Genomic DNA, 17,634 nt, shown 5'->3' with positions numbered 1-17,634 from the left:
CATGACGGCCAATTTGCTCGATTTCGACCTCGAGGGGTTGGCCGCCTGGTGCGAGCGGCTGGGCCACAAGCGCTTTCGCGCGGTGCAGCTGTTTCGCTGGATCCACCAAAAAGGGGTGGCCGATTTCGACGCCATGAGCGACCTGGCGCGCGACCTGCGCCAGCGCTTGGCCGGGCTGGCGCAGGTGCGCGCGCTGCCTGTGCTGGCCGAGCAGGTGTCGGGCGACGGCACCATCAAGTGGCTGTTCGACGTTGGCGACGGCAACGCGGTCGAAACGGTTTACATTCCCGAAGACGACCGCGGTACGCTGTGCGTGTCGAGCCAAGCCGGCTGCGCGGTGGCCTGCCGCTTTTGCGCCACCGGCCACCAGGGTTTCAGCCGCAACCTCACCACCGGCGAAATCATCGCCCAGCTGTGGTACGCCGAGCACGCGTTGCGGCGGCGCTTGGGCACGCACGAGCGCGTCATTTCCAACGTGGTCATGATGGGCATGGGCGAGCCGCTGCAAAACTACGCGGCGCTGGTGCCGGCGCTGCGGGTGATGCTGGACGACCACGGCTACGGCCTGTCGCGCCGGCGCGTCACGGTGTCGACCTCCGGCGTGGTGCCGATGATCGACCGGCTGGCGCAGGACTGCCCGGTGGCGCTGGCGGTATCGCTGCATGCGCCCAACGACGCGCTGCGCGACGAACTGGTGCCGCTGAACCGCAAGTACCCACTGGCCGAGCTGCTCGATGCCTGCCTGCGCTACCTTCCGGCCGCTCCGCGTGACTTCATCACGTTCGAATACTGCATGCTCGACGGCGTCAACGATACGCTGGCGCACGCCGAGCAGCTGCTGACCCTGCTGCGCACCCACCGCGGACGGGGGGTGCCGTGCAAGATCAACCTGATCCCGTTCAACCCGTTTGCGGCGTCGGGCCTGCGGCGCTCGCGCCCGGAGGCGGTCAAGGCGTTTGCCGACCGCCTCAACGGCGCCGGCATCGTCACCACGGTGCGCAAGACCCGCGGCGACGACATCGACGCGGCGTGTGGCCAATTGGCCGGCGACGTGCTGGACCGTACCCGCGTGCGCGAGCGCCTGGCGCGCCGTGGCACGCTGCGGCTGGCCGTCGAGCGTACGCGGCCCGCTGCCCAGGAGGCCGCGGCATGAGCCGGGCGCTGCGTGGGTGGTCGTCAGCGCTGCTGGTGCTGCTGCTGGCTGCCACCTTGGTGGGGTGCGCCGGCGGCGCACGCCCGACCGGGGCTGGGCAGGACTGGGTGACCGAATCCGACGAGCCACCGCAGCGCAAGCGCGCCCGCACCCGTGTGGAGCTGGCGGCGGGCTACTTCGAGCAAGGCCAGTACACGGTGGCGCTGGACGAGGTCAAGCAGGCCATCCAGATCGACCCCACTTACCCGGCTGCGTTCAACCTGCGTGGCCTGATCTACACGGCGCTGCGCGACAGCCGGCTGGCCGAAGACAGCTTTCAGCAGGCCCTGCGGCTCGACCCGCGCGATGGGGATACGTGGCACAACTACGGCTGGATGCTGTGTCAGGAGGCACGCTACCCGGCGTCGTTCGACGCGCTGCGCCGCGCGCTGGACACGCCTGGCTACCGCGGTGTGGCGCGCACCTGGCTGGCGCTGGGGGTGTGCCAAGCGCGCGCCGGCCAGCGTCAGGACGCTGAGCGCGCGTTGCTGCGCGCGTTCGAGCTCGACCCGGGCAACCCCATCACGATGTACAACCTGGCGTTGCTGTTGCACCAGCGCGGCGACGACGAGCGTGCGCGGTTTTACGCGCGCCGTCTGAACAACTCCGAGCTGGCCAACGCCGAGTCGTTGTGGCTTGGCGTCAAGATCGAGCGTCGCCTGGGCAACCGCGAGGCGGCGCAGCAGCTGGGCGAGCAGCTGCGCCGCCGTTTTCCGGCTTCGCGCGAAGCCGGGTCCTACGAGCGGGGGGCGTTCGATGAATGAGGCGGCGCCGAACCACCCGGCCCCGGACGCCGGGGTGCAACTGCGTCTGGCCCGCGAGCGAGCCGGGCTGCCGATCGAAACGCTGGCGGCCACGCTGAAGGTGCCGGTGCAGCGTCTGCAAGCGCTGGAGGCCGGTGCGTACGACGCGCTGCCCGACGCCACGTTCACCCGTGCCCTGGCGTTGAGCGTGTGCCGGGCGCTCAAGCTCGACCCGGCGCCGATCCTGGCCGCCTTGCCCAGCACCGCGGCGCCGCGCCTGGTACCGGTCAGCGGGGACCTGGCCACACCGATGCCGCGTGAGGACCAGCCGCTGGCCTTTGCCGACCCAGGCGCCCATACCCGCCGCCTGCCATGGCTGCTGGCGCTGCTGCTGTTGGGCGTGGCCGCGCTGGCGTGGTGGTGGCTGCCGCAGCGCCCGCACGAGGACGAACGCTCCACCGCAGCCTCGCCGGCCGCTGCGCCGGCCGAGCCTGGCCCGCCGCCGGGGGCCACGGCGGCCCCAGCCGTTGCCGAGGCATCCGCGACGGCAGCGCCTTCGTCACCGTCTACGCCTGCCGCTGCACCCGCGGCCGAACCGCCGGTGCCGGCGCACGCCACCGCCTCCGGCGCGGCACCGTCCGCCGCGGCCCCGACACCCGTTGCGACCAACGCGCTGCTGACCGTGCGCGTTGTGGCCACCAGTTGGGTGCAGGTCGTGGGGGCATCCGGGCGCGTGCTGCTGCAGCGCAACGTACAGCCGGGCGAGGTGGTCAGCCTGTCGGCCGACGACGCACCGCTGGCCGTCACCGTGGGCCGGGCGGACGCGACCCAGGTGAGCGTGCGGGGCCAGCCGTTCGACCTGATGCCCGTGACGCGCAACAACGTGGCCCGTTTCGAGGTTCGCTGATCGCCACACCATGACCGCCACAGCCACACCCCCGTGCCTGCCCCCCGAGGCTGAGCACCCGATCCCGCTGGGCGGCTCCGCGCCGCGCCGCTCGCGCCAAGGGGTGGTGGCGTGGGGCAACAACCGCGTCACCGTGGGGGGCGATGCACCGGTGCGTGTGCAGTCGATGACCAACACCGACACCGCCGACGCCATCGCCACCGCGATCCAGGTCAAGGAGCTGGCGCAAGCGGGGTCGGAGTTGGTGCGCATCACGGTCAACAACGACGAGGCCGCCCGGGCGGTGCCGCACATCCGCGAGCAGCTCGACCGCATGGGGGTGGACGTGCCCCTGATCGGCGACTTTCATTTCAACGGGCACCACCTGCTGGCCGACCACCCGGCGATGGCCGAGGCGCTGTCCAAGTACCGCATCAACCCCGGCAACGTTGGGCGCGGCGACAAAAAAGACAAACAGTTTGCGCAGATGATCGAAACCGCGTTGCGCCATGGGCGGCCGGTGCGCATCGGCGTCAACTGGGGCAGCCTGGACCAGGAGCTGCTGGCCGAGCTGATGGACCGCAACGCACGCCGGGCGCAACCGTGGGACGCGCGCCAGGTGATGTACGAGGCGCTGATCACGTCGGCGCTGGCCTCGGCGCAGCGGGCGATGGCGCTGGGCATGGCGCCGCAGGATATCGTGCTGTCGTGCAAGGTGTCCAACGCGCAGGACCTGATCGCGGTGTACCAGGAGTTGGCGCGCCGCTGCGACCACCCGCTGCACCTGGGGCTGACCGAAGCCGGCATGGGCACCAAAGGCACGGTGGCGTCGGCGGCGGCGCTGGCCGTGTTGCTCCAGCAAGGCATCGGCGACACGATCCGCGTCAGCCTCACCCCTCAGCCGGGCGAGCCCCGCACGCAGGAGGTCGTCGTGGCGCTGGAGATTTTGCAGGCGCTGGGACTGCGCGCCTTTGTGCCCAGCGTGACCGCGTGCCCGGGGTGTGGCCGCACCACCAGCACGGTGTTCCAGCAACTGGCCAAGCAGATCGACGACCACCTGCGCGCCGCCATGCCCGAGTGGCGTCGCCGCTACCCCGGCGTGGAAAACCTCAAAGTCGCCGTCATGGGCTGCATCGTCAACGGGCCGGGTGAAAGCAAACACGCCGACATCGGCATCAGCCTGCCGGGCACCGGCGAGGCCCCGGCCGCCCCGGTGTACCTCGATGGCCGCAAGGTGGCCACGCTGCGCGGCGAGCGCATCGCCGAGGAGTTCCGTCAAATCGTCGAAGACTACGTGGCGCGCCGCTGGGGCGCCCACGGCCATTGACCCGGTGGGTGTCGCGCGGCCCACGTCCCGCAAGGCGGGTGTGACCCGTGCCGCCCCCATTGAACCATCCATCATGAGTGAACGCATCACCGCCGTCAAAGGCATGAACGACATCGCGCCGCCCGACTCGGCGCACTGGGAGTGGCTGGAAGCGCGCGTGCGCGCGCTGCTGGCCCGTTACGGCTACCGCAACCTGCGCACCCCCATCGTGGAGCCGCTGGCGCTGTTTGTGCGCGGGCTGGGCGAAGTGACCGACATCGTCGAAAAGGAGATGTACGCCTTCGAAGACCGCCTCAACAGCGAACAGTTGGCGCTGCGCCCCGAGGGCACCGCCGGCGTGGTGCGGGCGGTGGTCGAACACAACCTGCTGTACGACGGGCCCAAGCGCCTGTATTACATGGGGCCGATGTTCCGCCACGAGCGGCCGCAGCGCGGGCGCTACCGGCAGTTTCACCAAATCGGCATCGAGGCGCTCGGACTGGCCGGTCCGGAAGCTGACGCGGAGGTGATCGCGCTGGCCGCCGATCTGTGGGCCGAGCTGGGCGTGCAGGATGTGACGCTGGAGCTCAACACGCTGGGCCAGCCGGCCGAGCGCGCGGCGCACCGGCAGGCGCTGATCGCGTATTTCGAGCAGCATCGCGACCAGCTCGACGCCGACGCGCAACGGCGGCTGTACACCAACCCGCTGCGCATCCTCGACACCAAGAACCCGGCCATGCAGCCGTTGGTGGAGGCCGCCCCCAAGCTGCTGGACCACCTGGGCGCGGCGTCGCGCGCGCACTTCGATCAGGTGTGTCGACTGCTGGACGCGCTGGGTATTGGCTACCGCATCAACCCGCGCCTGGTGCGCGGGCTGGACTACTACCACCACACGGTGTTCGAGTTCGTCACGACGTCGTTGGGGGCCCAAGGCACCGTTTGCGCCGGCGGCCGCTACGACGGCCTGGTGGCCGAGCTGGGTGGCAAACCGGCTCCGGGGGTGGGCTGGGCTATGGGGGTCGAGCGGCTGCTGGAGCTGCTCAAAGCCCAGCAGCGCTTGCCCGCGGTGCCGGTGCCGGACGCCTACGCGATCGTGCCCGACGCCGCCGCGTGGCCGCAGGTGCTGCCGACCCTGCGCGCGCTGCGCGCCGCCGGGCTGGAAGTGGTCATGCATGCCAGCACCGCCGATGGCTTGGCCAGCATGAAGGCACAGTTCAAAAAAGCGGATGCCAGCGGCGCGCGCTACGCGCTGATTTTTGGTACCGACGAGCTGGCCCAAGGCATGGTGGCGATCAAGCCGCTGCGCGAAGGTGTGGGGCCGATCACCGAGCAGCAACGGCGGCCGCTGGACCAGGCCGCTGCTTGGGCGGCCGAGCTGCGCGCCGCGCGCTGAAGCCGCGCCCCTACAATGCACACGAATCGCAAGGCAACGGACGGACGATGGCGGCTTACGACCTCGAAGAACAGGAACAACTCGCCCAGTTGAAGGCCTTTTGGGCACGCTGGGGCAACCTCATCACCTGGGCGGTGACGCTGGCCTTGCTGGTCTACGCTGGCTGGCAAGGCTGGAACTACTGGCAGCAGCGCCAGGCCGTGCAGGCCACCGTGCTGCTGGACGAGCTGGAGCAAGCCGCGCAAGGCGGTGACGTCGAGCGCGTGCGCCGCGTCTGGGGCGATCTGCAGGCGCAGGCGGCCCGCACCGAGCAGGCCCGACTCGGCGCGCTGTTGGCCGCGCGTGTGCTGGTGCAAGGCGGGCATGCCGACGACGCGCGTGCGGCGCTGGTGTTCGTCGTGCAACGGCGCGATGACGACGAGCTGGCCGCCGTGGCGCGGCTGCGTCAGGCCGGGCTGGCGCTGGATGCGGGCCAGCTGGATGAAGCCGAGCGGCTGCTGCAACAGCCGCTGCCCGAGGCCTGGGCCGCCTGGCGGGCCGACCGCCTGGGGGACCTGCGGCAGCGCCAGGGCCAGCCCGACGCCGCGCGCGAGGCCTACCTGCAGGCGTGGCGCGCGCTGCCGGCCGAGGTCGGCTACCGCGCCATCGTCGAAGCCAAATTGAACGCACTCGGCGTCGATCCCGGCGCGCAGGAGCAGCGGTGATGAGCAACAAGCAACAGACGCATCGGCATGGGGTGGGGGGGCGCGTCATGCGCTCAGCCCTGATGGTGTTGGCCATCGGCTTGGCGGCGTGCTCGTCCGGCCCCAAAAAACCCCAGCCAGCGCCGTTGGAGCCGGTGGTGCCGCTGGTGGCGGCGCAGCAGGTCTGGTCGCAGCAGGTGGGCGCCATCGACCCGCTGCTGGTGCCGGTGGTGCGCGACGGGCTGCTGGCGTTGGCCAACGCCGCCGGCGAGGTCAGCGTGCTGCAGGCCGAAACCGGGCAGCTGCGCTGGCGCGCCGCTGCGGGTGCGCCGATGGGGGCAGGGGTGGGGTTCGACGGCCAGCGCGTGGCGCTGGTGACGCGCGACAGCGACCTGGTGGTGCTGACGCCGACCGGGGTGGCGTGGCGCCAGCGCATCGCCGCACGTGTCTACACGCCCCCACTGGTGGCCGGCGAGCGGGTGTTCGTGCTGGCGGGCGACCGCAGTGTCAGCGCCTTTGACGCGCGCACCGGTGCGCCGCTGTGGCGCTGGACCAGCCGCGGCACCGAGCCGCTGGTGCTGCAGCAAGCCGGCGTGCTGACCGCCGTGCGCAACACGTTGGTGGTCGGCATCGGCGGCCGCCTGGTCGGCCTGGACCCGGACGCCGGTCGTGTGCAGTGGGACACGGTGGTGGCGCGCACCCGGGGCGCCACCGAAATCGAGCGGCTGGTGGACCCCGTGGGCCGCGTCGGCCGCGACGGCGATGTGCTGTGCGTGCGCGCCTTCCAAGCGGCGGTGGGGTGTGTGGACACGGTCAGCGGGCGTACGCTGTGGAGCCAGCCGGCCGATGGCGCCGTCGGCGTGCAGGCCGACGCCGAACGCGTGTACGGCACCGAAGCCAACGGCCGTGTGCGCGCGTGGCGCCGCAGCGACGGGGGCCAGGCCTGGTCCAACGAACGGCTGCTGCACCGTGGGCTGAGCGCGCCGCTGGCGATCGGGCGCTCGCTGGCCATCGGTGACGCGCAGGGCTACGTGCACCTGCTGGCGCGCGCCGACGGGGCTTTGCTGAACCGCTTGGCCACCGACGGCTCGCCGATCGTCGAAGGCCCGCTGGCGGCGGGCAACACCTTGATCGCCGTCACCCGCGCGGGTGGCGTCTACGCCTGGCGACCGCAATGAGTGGACGCACGCCCGTGGTGGCGTTGGTGGGCCGCCCCAACGTCGGCAAATCCACGCTGTTCAACCGCCTCACGCGCAGCCGCGACGCGCTGGTGGCGGATCTGCCCGGCCTGACGCGCGACCGCCACTACGGGCAAGCGCGCTGGGGGCGGCGCGATTTCATCGTCGTCGACACCGGGGGGTTCGAGCCCACCGCCGAGCAGGGCATCGTGCGCGAGATGGCCAAACAGACCCGCCAAGCGGTGGCTGAAGCTGACGTGGTGCTGTTCGTCGTCGACGCGCGCGCGGGCCTGACTGCGCAGGATCACGACATCGCCGCGTACCTGCGGCGCCTGGGCAAGCCGGTGGTGCTGGTGGCCAACAAGGCCGAAGGCATGCGCGAAAGCGCGCAGTGGGCGGAGTTTTTCGAGCTTGGGCTGGGTGAGGTGGTGCCGGTGTCGGCGGCGCACGGCCAAGGGCTGCGCTCGCTGGTCGACACCGCGCTGCAGCGCCTGGGCTTGGACGAGGCCGAGCCGTCACCCCCCGATGCCACCGAGGCGGCCGAGGCTGGCGACGGCGTCATCCGGCTGGCCGTGGCCGGACGGCCCAACGTCGGCAAGAGCACCCTGATCAACGCCTGGTTGGGCGAGGAGCGCTTGGTCGCGTTCGACTTGCCCGGCACCACGCGCGACGCCATCCGAGTGCCGTTCGAGCGCGAGGGGCGACGCTTCGAGCTCATCGACACTGCGGGTCTGCGCCGCAAGGGCAAGGTGTTTCAGGCGGTGGAAAAATTTTCCGTCGTCAAGACCTTGCAGGCCATCGAAGGCGCGCACGTCGTGTTGCTGCTGCTGGACGCCACCGAGGGCGTGACCGAGCAAGACGCGCACATCGCGGGCTTCATTCTTGACAGCGGCCGCTCGGTGGTGCTGGCGGTCAACAAATGGGACGCGGTGGACGAGTACCAGCGCCAACTGGTGCAGCGCTCGATCGAGGCACGGCTGGGCTTTTTGAAGCACGCGCCGCTGCACTTCATCTCGGCGCGCCAGCGCTTGGGCATCCAAGCGCTGTTCACATCCATCGTGCGTGCCTACGAGTCGGCGATGATCAAAATGCCCACCCCGCTGCTGACCCGACTGCTGCACGAGGCGGTGGCGTTCCAGGCCCCCAAACGCGCCGGCAACGTGCGCCCCAAGCTGCGCTACGCCCACCAAGGCGGCCACAACCCGCCGGTGATCGTCATCCACGGCAACGCGCTGCAGCACGTCGGGGACGCCTACCGGCGCTACTTGGAAGCGCGCTTTCGCAAGGCATTCGATCTGGTGGGCACACCGCTGCGCATCGAGCTGCGCACGCAAGACAACCCCTATGCCTGACGATACGCCCACGCGGGCGCGGTGGTCTGGTTTGTGGTAACTTCAGCATCCCGGTTTTTCAACCCTAGCAACACGGAACATATCGTGAGCAACAACAAGGCCCAACTCCTTCAGGACCCGTTCCTCAACCAACTGCGTCGCGAGCACGTGCCGGTGTCGATCTACCTGGTCAACGGCATCAAACTGCAAGGCCAGATCGAATCGTTCGACCAGTACGTGGTGCTGCTGCGCAACACCGTCACCCAGATGGTGTACAAGCACGCCATTTCGACCATCGTGCCGGGCCGCCCCGTGCAGTTTTCGGCCAACCAAGGCGCTGAGGACCAAGCCTGAGCACCCTGCTGCAACCGACGGCTTCCCCCGACGCCGCTGCGGCGCCGGGGGTCATCCTGGTGGGGGTGGACCTGGGGCAGCCGCACTTTGACCCCACGCTGGCCGAACTGGCCGAACTGGCCCGCACCGCGGGCTTTGCCGTGTTGGACCGGGTGGTCTGCCGTCGTCGTGCGCCGGACGCCGCGCTCTTTGTCGGCAAGGGTAAGGCCGATGAAATCCAGGCGCTGGCCGCTGCCCACGGCGCGCGCGAGGTGCTGTTTGACCAAGCGCTCAGCCCCGCCCAGCAACGCAACCTCGAGCGCCACCTCAAGCTGCCGGTCAACGACCGCGTGCTGTTGATCCTCAACATCTTTGCCCAGCGCGCCCGCAGCCACGAGGGCAAGCTGCAGGTCGAGCTGGCCCGCCTGCAGTACCTGCAGACCCGGCTGGTGCGGCGCTGGACCCACCTGGAGCGCCAAAGCGGTGGTATCGGCCTGCGCGGTGGCCCCGGCGAGACGCAAATCGAACTCGACCGCCGCATGATCGCCGAGGCGATCCAACGCACCCGCAAGCGCCTGGAGCTGGTCAAGCGTCAGCGCAACACCCAGCGCCGTCAGCGCCAACGCCGCGGCACCTTCGACGTGTCGTTGGTCGGCTACACCAACGCCGGCAAATCCACGCTGTTCAACGCGCTGGTCAAGGCGCGCACCTACGCCGCCGATCAGCTCTTTGCCACGCTGGATACCACCACGCGCCAACTCTACCTCGGCTCCGAGGCCGGTCACGTGTCCTTGTCGGACACGGTGGGCTTCATTCGCGATCTGCCGCACACGCTGGTGGAGGCGTTTTCCGCCACCCTGCAAGAGGCGCGCGAGGCCGACTTGCTGTTGCACGTGGTCGACGCCGCCAACCCCCAGCACCCGGAGCACATCGACGACGTGTTGCGGGTGCTGCACGACATCGGTGCGCACGACATCCCGCAGGTGCTGGTGTTCAACAAGCTCGACGCCTTGCCGCCTGAGCGTCGCCCGCACCAGCTGCGCGACGAGGTGGAACTTGATGGCCGGCGCGTGCCTCGGGTATTTGTCAGCGCCGTCACCGGCGAAGGTCTGGAGACGTTGCGGCGGGTGTTGGCCGACGGCGCGCGCCAGCATCACCACCCCGACGCCGAGGACGCACACGATCCGGCACAATTGCAGCACAGCCACAGGGACGATCGCCCATGAACGACCACACCCCGCTGGGGTTGATGCCCGACACCGAACCCATGCGCCCCCCCGCCGCCCGAGCCACGGGCTGGCGTCGTTGGCTGGGCCGCGTGTTCAACCTGAACGACCCGCGCTGGGGGCGCGGTGGCTCCGACGATGACGGCCGGGCCCGCCGCCCGCGCGACAGCGACGGCCAGCCGCCCGACCTCGACGAGCTGTGGCGTGATTTCAACCGCAAGTTGGGCGGCCTGTTCGGCGGTCGCGGGGGCGGCGGCGATGGAGGGCGCTCCGGCTGGTCCGGTGCCGAGCCGCCGCGGCGGCCCGACGCCAAGGGCGCCGGCATCGGCGTGGGGCTGATCGCCGGGGTGGCGGTCTTGATCTGGCTGGGCACCGGGTTTTTCGTCGTGCAAGAAGGCCAGCAAGCCGTCATCACCCAGTTTGGTCGCTACCACAGCACGGTGGGGGCGGGCTTCAACTGGCGGCTGCCGTACCCGATCCAGCGCCACGAGACGGTGTTTGTCACGCAAATCCGCTCGGTCGACATCGGCCGTGACGCCATCGTGCGCGCCACGGGCCTGCGCGAATCGGCCATGCTGACCGAGGACGAAAACATCGTCGAAATCAAGTTTGCGGTGCAGTACCGCCTCAGTGACGCACGCGCGTACCTGTTCAGCAGCCGCGATCCCGACGCCGCGGTGGTCAAGGCCGCCGAAACCGCCGTGCGTGAGGTGGTGGGTAAGATGAAGATGGACGCGGCGCTGGCGGAAGAGCGCGAGCAGATTGCGCCGCGTGTGCGCACGTTGATGCAAACCATCCTGGACCGCTACAACGTCGGCATCGAAATCGTCGGCATCAACCTGCAAGCGGGCGGGGTGCGCCCGCCCGAGCAGGTGCAAGCCGCGTTTGACGACGTGCTCAAAGCCGGACAGGAGCGCGAGCGTGCCAAAAACGAGGCCGAAGCCTACGCCAACGACGTCGTGCCGCGCGCGCGGGGGGCGGCCGCGCGGCTGCTGCAGGAGGCCGAAGGCTACAAAGCGCGCATCGTGGCGCAGGCGCAGGGGGATGCGCAGCGCTTCGCCCTCGTGCAGGCTGAGTACGCCAAGGCTCCACAGGTGATGCGCGAGCGGCTGTACCTGGAGGCCATGCAGCAGATTTACGCCAACGTGACCAAGGTGTTGATCGACACGCGCCAGCAATCCAACCTGCTGTACCTGCCGTTGGACAAAATCATGCAGCAGGTCAGCGCCGAAGCCACCGTCCCGGCGCCGGCGGCCAGCAGCGCCGCCGCGCCGAACGCGACCACGACGCGCGACCCGCGCACCCGTGACGACGCCCGCAGCCGTGACCGTGAAGGTCGTTGACGACGAGGATCACCATGGCCAACCGCATCGGATTCTTCGTATCGACTCTGTTGGTGGCGCTGGCAGTGCTCAGCTCCACGATGTTCGTTGTCGACCAGCGCCAGTACGGCGTGGTGTTTCAGTTCGGTCAGATCCGCAACGTCGTCACCGAACCGGGGCTCAACTTCAAGCTGCCGCCGCCGTTCCAAAACGTGTCGTACATCGACAAGCGGCTGCTGACGCTGGAGAGCACCGACACCGAGCCGACGTTGACGGCCGAGAAGCAGCGCGTCGTCATCGACTGGTATGTGCGCTGGCGCATCTCGGACCCCTCGGCCTACATCCGCAACGTGGGGCTGGATGAGCGCGCTGGCGCCGCCCAGCTCAACCGCGTGGTGCGCAACGCTTTCCAGCAAGAGGTCAACAAACGCACCCTGCGTGAGCTGTTGTCGGCCAAGCGTGAGGAACTGATGGCCGCGGTGCAGCGCGAGGTGCTGGCCGCCGTGCGCGGGGCCGAAAAACCCTGGGGCATGGACGTGGTCGACGTGCGCATCTCGCGCATCGACTACGCCGAGTCGATCACCCGTTCGGTGTACGACCGCATGGAAGCCGAGCGCAAGCGGGTGGCCAACGAGCTGCGCTCCACCGGCTTTGCGGAGGGCGAAAAAATCCGCGCCGAAGCCGATCGCGAGCGCGAGGTCATCCTGGCCGAGGCCTACCGCCAGGCGCAAAAAATCAAGGGTGAGGGCGATGCCGAAGCGGCGCGCATCTACAACCAGGCGTTTGGCCGTGACCCGGCGTTTGCGCAGTTTTACCGCAGCCTGGAGGCCTACAAGGCCAGTTTCGCCAGCAAAGGGGACGTGCTGGTGATCGATCCGTCGTCGGAGTTTTTCCGTGCCTTCAAGGGCACGGGTGGGGTGGGCAGCCCCAGCCGCTGAAAAGACACCGGGGCCGCGGGGTACAATCGCAGTTTTGTCCCGCTGCCCACCCGCCACACCCCATGTCCGCCTGGCTGCTGCCGGATCACATCGCCGACGTTCTGCCCTCCGAGGCACGTCACCTCGAAGACCTGCGGCGCAACCTGCTGGAGGCGGCGCGCCGCTACGGTTACGAGCTGGTCATCCCGCCGTTGCTGGAGCATCTGGAGTCGTTGCTGACCGGCACCGGCGAGGCGCTGGAGCTGCAAACGTTCAAGCTGGTGGACCAGCTCTCTGGGCGCACGCTGGGGCTGCGGGCCGACACCACGCCGCAGGTGGCGCGCATCGACGCGCACCTGCTCAACCGCCAAGGGGTGACCCGCTTGTGCTACTGCGGCCCGGTGCTGCACACGCGCGCTGGCGGCGCCCACGGCACGCGCGAGCCGCTGCAGTTCGGAGCCGAGATCTACGGCCACGCCGGTCGTGAAGCCGACCTGGAGGTGCTGGAGCTGGCGCTGGACGCGCTGCGCGCTGCTGGGTTGCAGGGCTTGCAGGTGGACTTGGGCGACGTGCGCATCGTCGATGCGGTGCTGCAGGGCTGCGCGTTGACGCCGGCGCAGGTGAGTGCCGTGCACGCCGCGCTGGCGGCCAAGGACACGGCCACGCTGGCGACCTTGGCGGCACCGTTGCCTGCCGACGTGCGCGCTGCGCTGCTGGCGCTGCCCACGTTGTGGGGCGGCAGCGACGTGCTGCAAGCCGCGGCGCAGCGCCTGCGGGGCGGGGCGGCGCTGCAAGCGGCGCTGGCTGACCTGGGCTGGCTGCAAGCGCGGCTGCACGAGCTGGCCCCCGACGTGCGGGTGACGTTCGACCTGGCGGATCTGCGCGGCTACGCCTACTACACCGGGGTGCGCTTTGCCATCTACGGTGGCCAGGGGCAGCCGCAGGAGATCGCCCGTGGCGGGCGCTACGACGCGGTCGGCGCGGTGTTTGGCCGCCAGCGCCCTGCGGCCGGGTTCAGCCTGGACCTCAAGCAGCTGGTGCGGCTGGTGCCGGCACCGCCGTTGCGCGCCGCCATCCGCGCACCGTGGCGGCACGACGATGCCGCTTTGCGCGCCACCGTGGCCGCGCTGCGCGCGCAGGGCGAAACGGTGGTGTGCGTGTTGCCCGGGCACGAGCACGAAGTGGACGAATTCGCCTGCGACCGCGAGCTGGTGCAGCGCGCGGGCACCTGGATCGTGCAGCCGCTGGCTGCCTGACGACCCAACGACGATCAACCCCCCTATTGGCAGCCAACAAGGCACGCACAACCGATGATGGATCCTGCATTCCAGCCCCAGCCGGGGCGCAACGTGGTGGTGGTCGGCACCCAGTGGGGTGACGAAGGCAAGGGCAAGCTGGTCGACTGGCTGACGGAAACGGCGCACGGGGTGGTGCGCTTTCAGGGCGGTCACAACGCCGGCCACACGTTGGTCATCGGTGGCGCCAAGACGGCGCTGCACCTGATCCCCAGCGGCATCATGCGCCCGGGCGTGCGCTGCTACATCGGCAACGGCGTGGTGCTGTCGGTGGGCAAACTGCTGGAGGAAATCGAGGGCCTGGAGCGCGCCGGGGTCGAGGTGCGCTCACGCCTGCGCGTCAGCGAGGCTTGCCCGTTGATCCTGCCGTTTCACGCCGCAGTGGACGTGGCGCGCGAAGCCGCCAAGGAGCGCGCCGGTGCGGCCAAAATCGGTACCACCGGCCGCGGCATCGGACCGGCCTACGAAGACAAGGTGGCGCGTCGGGCGCTGCGCGTGCAGGACCTCAAACACCCCGAGCGCTTCGCTGCCAAGCTGCGCGAGTTGCTGGAGCTGCACAACCATCTGCTGGTGACCTACCTGGGGTCGGAAACGCTGGACTGGGGGCCGGCCTTGGCGCCGTACATCGAGCGCGGGCGGGTGCGCTTCGACGCTGTTTACGACGAGGCCATGCGCCACGCCGAGCAACTGTTGCCGATGGTGGCCGACGTGTCGCGCGAGCTCAACGAGGCGCACCGGCAGGGGGCCAACCTGCTGTTCGAGGGTGCGCAGGGCACGCTGCTGGACATCGACCACGGCACCTACCCCTTCGTGACTTCCAGCAACTGCGTGGCCGGCAACGCGGCCGCCGGCTCCGGCGTCGGGCCGGGGCTGCTGCACTACGTGCTGGGCATCACCAAGGCGTACTGCACGCGCGTGGGCGGCGGGCCGTTCCCCACCGAGCTCGATTGGCAAACCGAAGGCACCCCGGGCTGGCACATGGCCACCGTCGGCGCCGAAAAGGGCACCACCACCGGCCGCGCGCGCCGCTGCGGCTGGTTCGACGCCGCGCTGCTGAAGCGCTCCGCGCAGGTCAACGGCCTGTCGGGCCTGTGCATCACCAAGCTTGACGTGCTCGACGGCTTGCCCGAGCTGCAATTGTGCGTCGGCTACCGTCTGGATGGCCAGGTCATCGACCTGCTGCCGCTGGGCGCCGACGACATCGCCCGCTGCGAGCCGATCTACGAGACGTTGCCCGGTTGGAGGGAACCCACCGCGGGCATCACCCGCTACCAGGATCTGCCGCTCAACGCCCGGCGCTACCTGGAGCGCATCGAGGCCGCGACAGGCGTGCCGATCCACGTGATCTCCACCAGCCCCGATCGTGACCACACGATCCTGCTGCGTCACCCCTTTGCCGCCTGACGGCCCCGTTGCGAAAGGTCCGCCCCATGCTCACCGAAGACGGCAAGCACCTGTACGTGTCGTACGACGAGTACCACAACCTGATCGAAAAACTGGCCATCAAAATCCACCAGTCCGGCTGGGCGTTCGACACCATCCTGTGTCTGGCGCGCGGTGGCATGCGGCCGGGCGATATCCTCAGCCGCATCTTCGACAAACCCTTGGCCATCATGTCCACGAGCTCCTACCGTGCCGAAGGGGGCACGGTGCGAGGCCAGCTCGACATTGCGCGCTACATCACCACGCCCAAGGGCGAAATTGCCGGGCGCGTGCTGCTGGTGGACGACTTGGCCGACTCCGGCCATACCCTCAAGGCGGTGGTGGAGCTGCTGCGCACCCACTACCCCCCGATCACCGAGCTGCGCACGGCGGTGCTGTGGACCAAGGCGGTGTCGATCTTCACGCCCGACTACTCGGTGGAGTTTTTGCCCACCAACCCCTGGATCCACCAGCCGTTTGAGTGCTACGACAACCTGCGGCCCGAGCAGTTGATGGTCAAATGGAAGGTCTGAGCACACGGCTGATCCACCACCCGTACCGCGCGCCGGACGGCTTCGACGCCGCGCCGGTGGCGGTGCACAAGGCCTCGACGGTGTTTTTCTCCAACGTCGCGGCCATGCGCACGCGCCGCTGGCAGGACAAGTCCGGTTACACCTACGGGTTGCACGGCACACCCACCACGTTCACGTTGGAAGAGCGCCTGGCCACGCTGGAAGGCGCGCGCCACTGCGTGCTGGCGCCCAGCGGGCTGGCGGCCATCGCCCTGGTGGACCAAGCGCTGCTGTGCAGCGGTGACGAGGTGCTGATCCCCGACAACGCCTACGGCCCCAACAAGGCCCTGGCCGAGCACGAGCTGGCCGCCTGGGGCATCGCGCATCGCGTGTACGACCCCATGAACCCGGCGGACCTGGCCGGTGCGATCACCCCTCGCACGCGCTTGGTGTGGATGGAAGCCGCCGGCTCCGTCACGCTGGAATTCCCCGACGTGCCTGCGCTGGTGGACGTTGTGCGCCGGGCCAACGTTGGCCGCGCGCGCCCGATCGTCACCGCGCTGGACGATACCTGGGGAGCAGGCGTGGCGTACCGCCCGTTCGAGCTGGGGGCGGACATCGCCGTGCAGGCGCTCACCAAGTACGCCAGCGGCGGGGCCGACGTGCTGATGGGCGCCGTCTGCACACGGGACGACGCCTTGCACCACGCGGTGCTGATGACCCACATGCGACTGGGCCTGGGCGTGGGCGCCAACGACGCCGAGCTGGTGCTGCGCGGGCTGCCCACGCTGGCGCTGCGCTACCACGCGCAAGACCGCAGCGCCCGTGCGCTGGCCGCATGGCTGGCCGAGCAACCCAAGGTGGCGCAGGTGTTGCACCCGGCGCTGCCCGGCTCACCAGGCCACACCCACTGGCAACGCGACGCCCGCGCCGCTGCGGCGCTGCTGACGGTGGTGTTCGAGCCGGACGTGGCGCCGACACAAATCGACGCCTTTTGCGACGCGCTGCGGCTGTTTCGGCTGGGCTACAGTTGGGCTGGGCCGGTCAGCCTATGCGTTCCGTACGACGTGCCCACGATGCGGGCGCGCCCGTGGCCCCATGCGCCGCGCGTCGTGCGGCTGGCCGTCGGCCTGGAAGACGTGGACGACCTGCGCGCCGACTTGCAGCAAGCGCTGCGGGTGCTTGGCTGACACCTGGCCGCATCGCCATCGACGCCCGGCCCCTGATACCGGGCCACGTGCTCATCCATCATCTCCCCACGCATGGCCGATCCACAACCCCAGCAACAGCGGCCAAACCCAGCGTGGGGGCTGTCGGCCTGTGGGGGCTGTTGGCGTGCCTGCGGCCTCGCTTGGCGCTTGAGCGGCGCTTATCTCGGCATAATGATGAACCGCCCCGGGTTTTGAGGAGGCTCCAACTCTTGAGAAGATGGAGCCATGAACAAGACATCGAAATTCTCACCCGAGGTCCGCGAGCGCGCCGTGCGCATGGTGCAAGAGCACCGGAGCGAGTGCCCTTCACTGTGGGCGGCTGTGGAATCGATAGCACCCAAGATTGGCTGCGTGCCGCAGACCCTGCTCGAATGGGTCAAGCGCCAGGAAGTCGATGCCGGCCAGCGCGAGGGACTGACCAGCGGCGAGCGCGAGCGGCTGCGGCAACTGGAACGCGAGAACCGGGAACTGCGCCGGGCCAACGACATCCTCAAGGCGGCCAGCGCGTTTTTTGCCCAGGCGGAGCTCGACCTCCGTTTGAAGAGTTGAAGCGCTTTGTCGACCAGCACCGCCATCTGTACGGGGTCGAGCCCATCTGCCGCGTGTTGCAGATGGCCCCGTCGTGCTACCGACGCCATGCCGCCCGCCGACGGCAGCCGCAACTGCGCAGCCAGCGGGCCCAGC

At 69.6% G+C, this 17,634-nt stretch carries 16 protein-coding genes, 1 pseudogene and 1 other annotated feature; all 17 genes and pseudogenes read left to right on the top strand.

Annotated features, from left to right (window positions below; all coding sequences use genetic code 11):
- Position 1 precedes the first annotated feature (1 nt).
- The gene (rlmN, locus tag Taqua_RS06300) at positions 2-1,153 is read left to right on the top strand and encodes a dual-specificity RNA methyltransferase RlmN (RefSeq protein WP_144325735.1); all 1,152 of its coding nucleotides are present in this window, start codon (positions 2-4) and stop codon (positions 1,151-1,153) included.
- On the top strand, positions 1,150-1,956 hold the full coding sequence (pilW, locus tag Taqua_RS06295) for a type IV pilus biogenesis/stability protein PilW (protein WP_144325733.1): 807 nt from the start codon (positions 1,150-1,152) through the stop codon (positions 1,954-1,956). The genes rlmN and pilW overlap by 4 nt, the downstream gene beginning before the upstream one ends.
- A complete protein-coding gene (locus tag Taqua_RS06290) occupies positions 1,949-2,842 on the top strand; it encodes a helix-turn-helix domain-containing protein (RefSeq protein ID WP_144325731.1) in 894 nt (297 codons plus the stop codon). Before pilW ends, Taqua_RS06290 begins: the two co-directional genes overlap by 8 nt.
- A 10-nt stretch (positions 2,843-2,852) precedes the next feature.
- Positions 2,853-4,148 carry a flavodoxin-dependent (E)-4-hydroxy-3-methylbut-2-enyl-diphosphate synthase gene (gene ispG / locus Taqua_RS06285; RefSeq protein WP_144325729.1) on the top strand — a complete coding sequence of 432 codons (1,296 nt, stop codon included), beginning with the start codon at positions 2,853-2,855 and terminating at the stop codon, positions 4,146-4,148.
- A 73-nt stretch (positions 4,149-4,221) separates the two neighbouring features.
- Positions 4,222-5,520 carry a histidine--tRNA ligase gene (gene hisS, locus Taqua_RS06280; RefSeq protein WP_144325727.1) on the top strand — a complete coding sequence of 433 codons (1,299 nt, stop codon included), beginning with the start codon at positions 4,222-4,224 and terminating at the stop codon, positions 5,518-5,520.
- A gap of 47 nt (positions 5,521-5,567) precedes the next feature.
- Entirely contained in the window at positions 5,568-6,224 is a 657-nt protein-coding gene (locus Taqua_RS06275) for a YfgM family protein (protein ID WP_144325725.1), read from the top strand.
- Positions 6,224-7,381 (top strand): outer membrane protein assembly factor BamB, encoded by a 1,158-nt coding sequence (gene bamB / locus Taqua_RS06270; protein WP_246094643.1) that lies wholly within the window; start codon positions 6,224-6,226, stop codon positions 7,379-7,381. Before Taqua_RS06275 ends, bamB begins: the two co-directional genes overlap by 1 nt.
- Positions 7,378-8,733 carry a ribosome biogenesis GTPase Der gene (gene der, locus Taqua_RS06265; protein WP_144325723.1) on the top strand — a complete coding sequence of 452 codons (1,356 nt, stop codon included), beginning with the start codon at positions 7,378-7,380 and terminating at the stop codon, positions 8,731-8,733. Before bamB ends, der begins: the two co-directional genes overlap by 4 nt.
- An 84-nt stretch (positions 8,734-8,817) precedes the next feature.
- The gene (gene hfq / locus Taqua_RS06260) at positions 8,818-9,066 is read left to right on the top strand and encodes an RNA chaperone Hfq (RefSeq protein WP_132961423.1); all 249 of its coding nucleotides are present in this window, start codon (positions 8,818-8,820) and stop codon (positions 9,064-9,066) included.
- A gap of 8 nt (positions 9,067-9,074) precedes the next feature.
- Entirely contained in the window at positions 9,075-10,271 is a 1,197-nt protein-coding gene (gene hflX / locus Taqua_RS06255; RefSeq protein ID WP_144325721.1) for a GTPase HflX, read from the top strand.
- A 41-nt stretch (positions 10,272-10,312) separates the two neighbouring features.
- A complete protein-coding gene (gene hflK, locus Taqua_RS06250; RefSeq protein WP_144325814.1) occupies positions 10,313-11,614 on the top strand; it encodes an FtsH protease activity modulator HflK in 1,302 nt (433 codons plus the stop codon).
- A gap of 14 nt (positions 11,615-11,628) precedes the next feature.
- Positions 11,629-12,531, top strand: coding sequence for a protease modulator HflC (gene hflC, locus Taqua_RS06245; RefSeq protein WP_144325719.1), 903 nt, complete (start codon positions 11,629-11,631; stop codon positions 12,529-12,531).
- A 62-nt stretch (positions 12,532-12,593) separates the two neighbouring features.
- Positions 12,594-13,766, top strand: a complete 1,173-nt coding sequence (locus tag Taqua_RS06240; RefSeq protein WP_144325717.1) for an ATP phosphoribosyltransferase regulatory subunit — start codon at positions 12,594-12,596, stop codon at positions 13,764-13,766.
- Positions 13,767-13,823: 57 nt separating this feature from the next.
- The gene (locus tag Taqua_RS06235) at positions 13,824-15,209 is read left to right on the top strand and encodes an adenylosuccinate synthase (protein ID WP_144325812.1); all 1,386 of its coding nucleotides are present in this window, start codon (positions 13,824-13,826) and stop codon (positions 15,207-15,209) included.
- Positions 15,210-15,235: 26 nt separating this feature from the next.
- Positions 15,236-15,760: a phosphoribosyltransferase gene (locus tag Taqua_RS06230; RefSeq protein WP_144325715.1), complete on the top strand. Its 525-nt coding sequence runs from the start codon at positions 15,236-15,238 to the stop codon at positions 15,758-15,760.
- Positions 15,748-16,929, top strand: a complete 1,182-nt coding sequence (locus tag Taqua_RS06225; protein ID WP_144325713.1) for a PLP-dependent transferase — start codon at positions 15,748-15,750, stop codon at positions 16,927-16,929. Before Taqua_RS06230 ends, Taqua_RS06225 begins: the two co-directional genes overlap by 13 nt.
- Before the next feature lie 246 nt (positions 16,930-17,175).
- Positions 17,176-17,634 (top strand): annotated as a pseudogene (locus tag Taqua_RS06220) (transposase); the annotation flags it as partial.
- Positions 17,454-17,570, top strand: a sequence feature (AL1L pseudoknot). It overlaps the preceding pseudogene by 117 nt.

The sequence above is a fragment of the Tepidimonas aquatica genome (assembly GCF_007556585.1).
GTDB classification, from domain to species: domain Bacteria; phylum Pseudomonadota; class Gammaproteobacteria; order Burkholderiales; family Burkholderiaceae_C; genus Tepidimonas; species Tepidimonas aquatica.
This window is presented reverse-complemented; position numbering and strand designations above follow the sequence as displayed.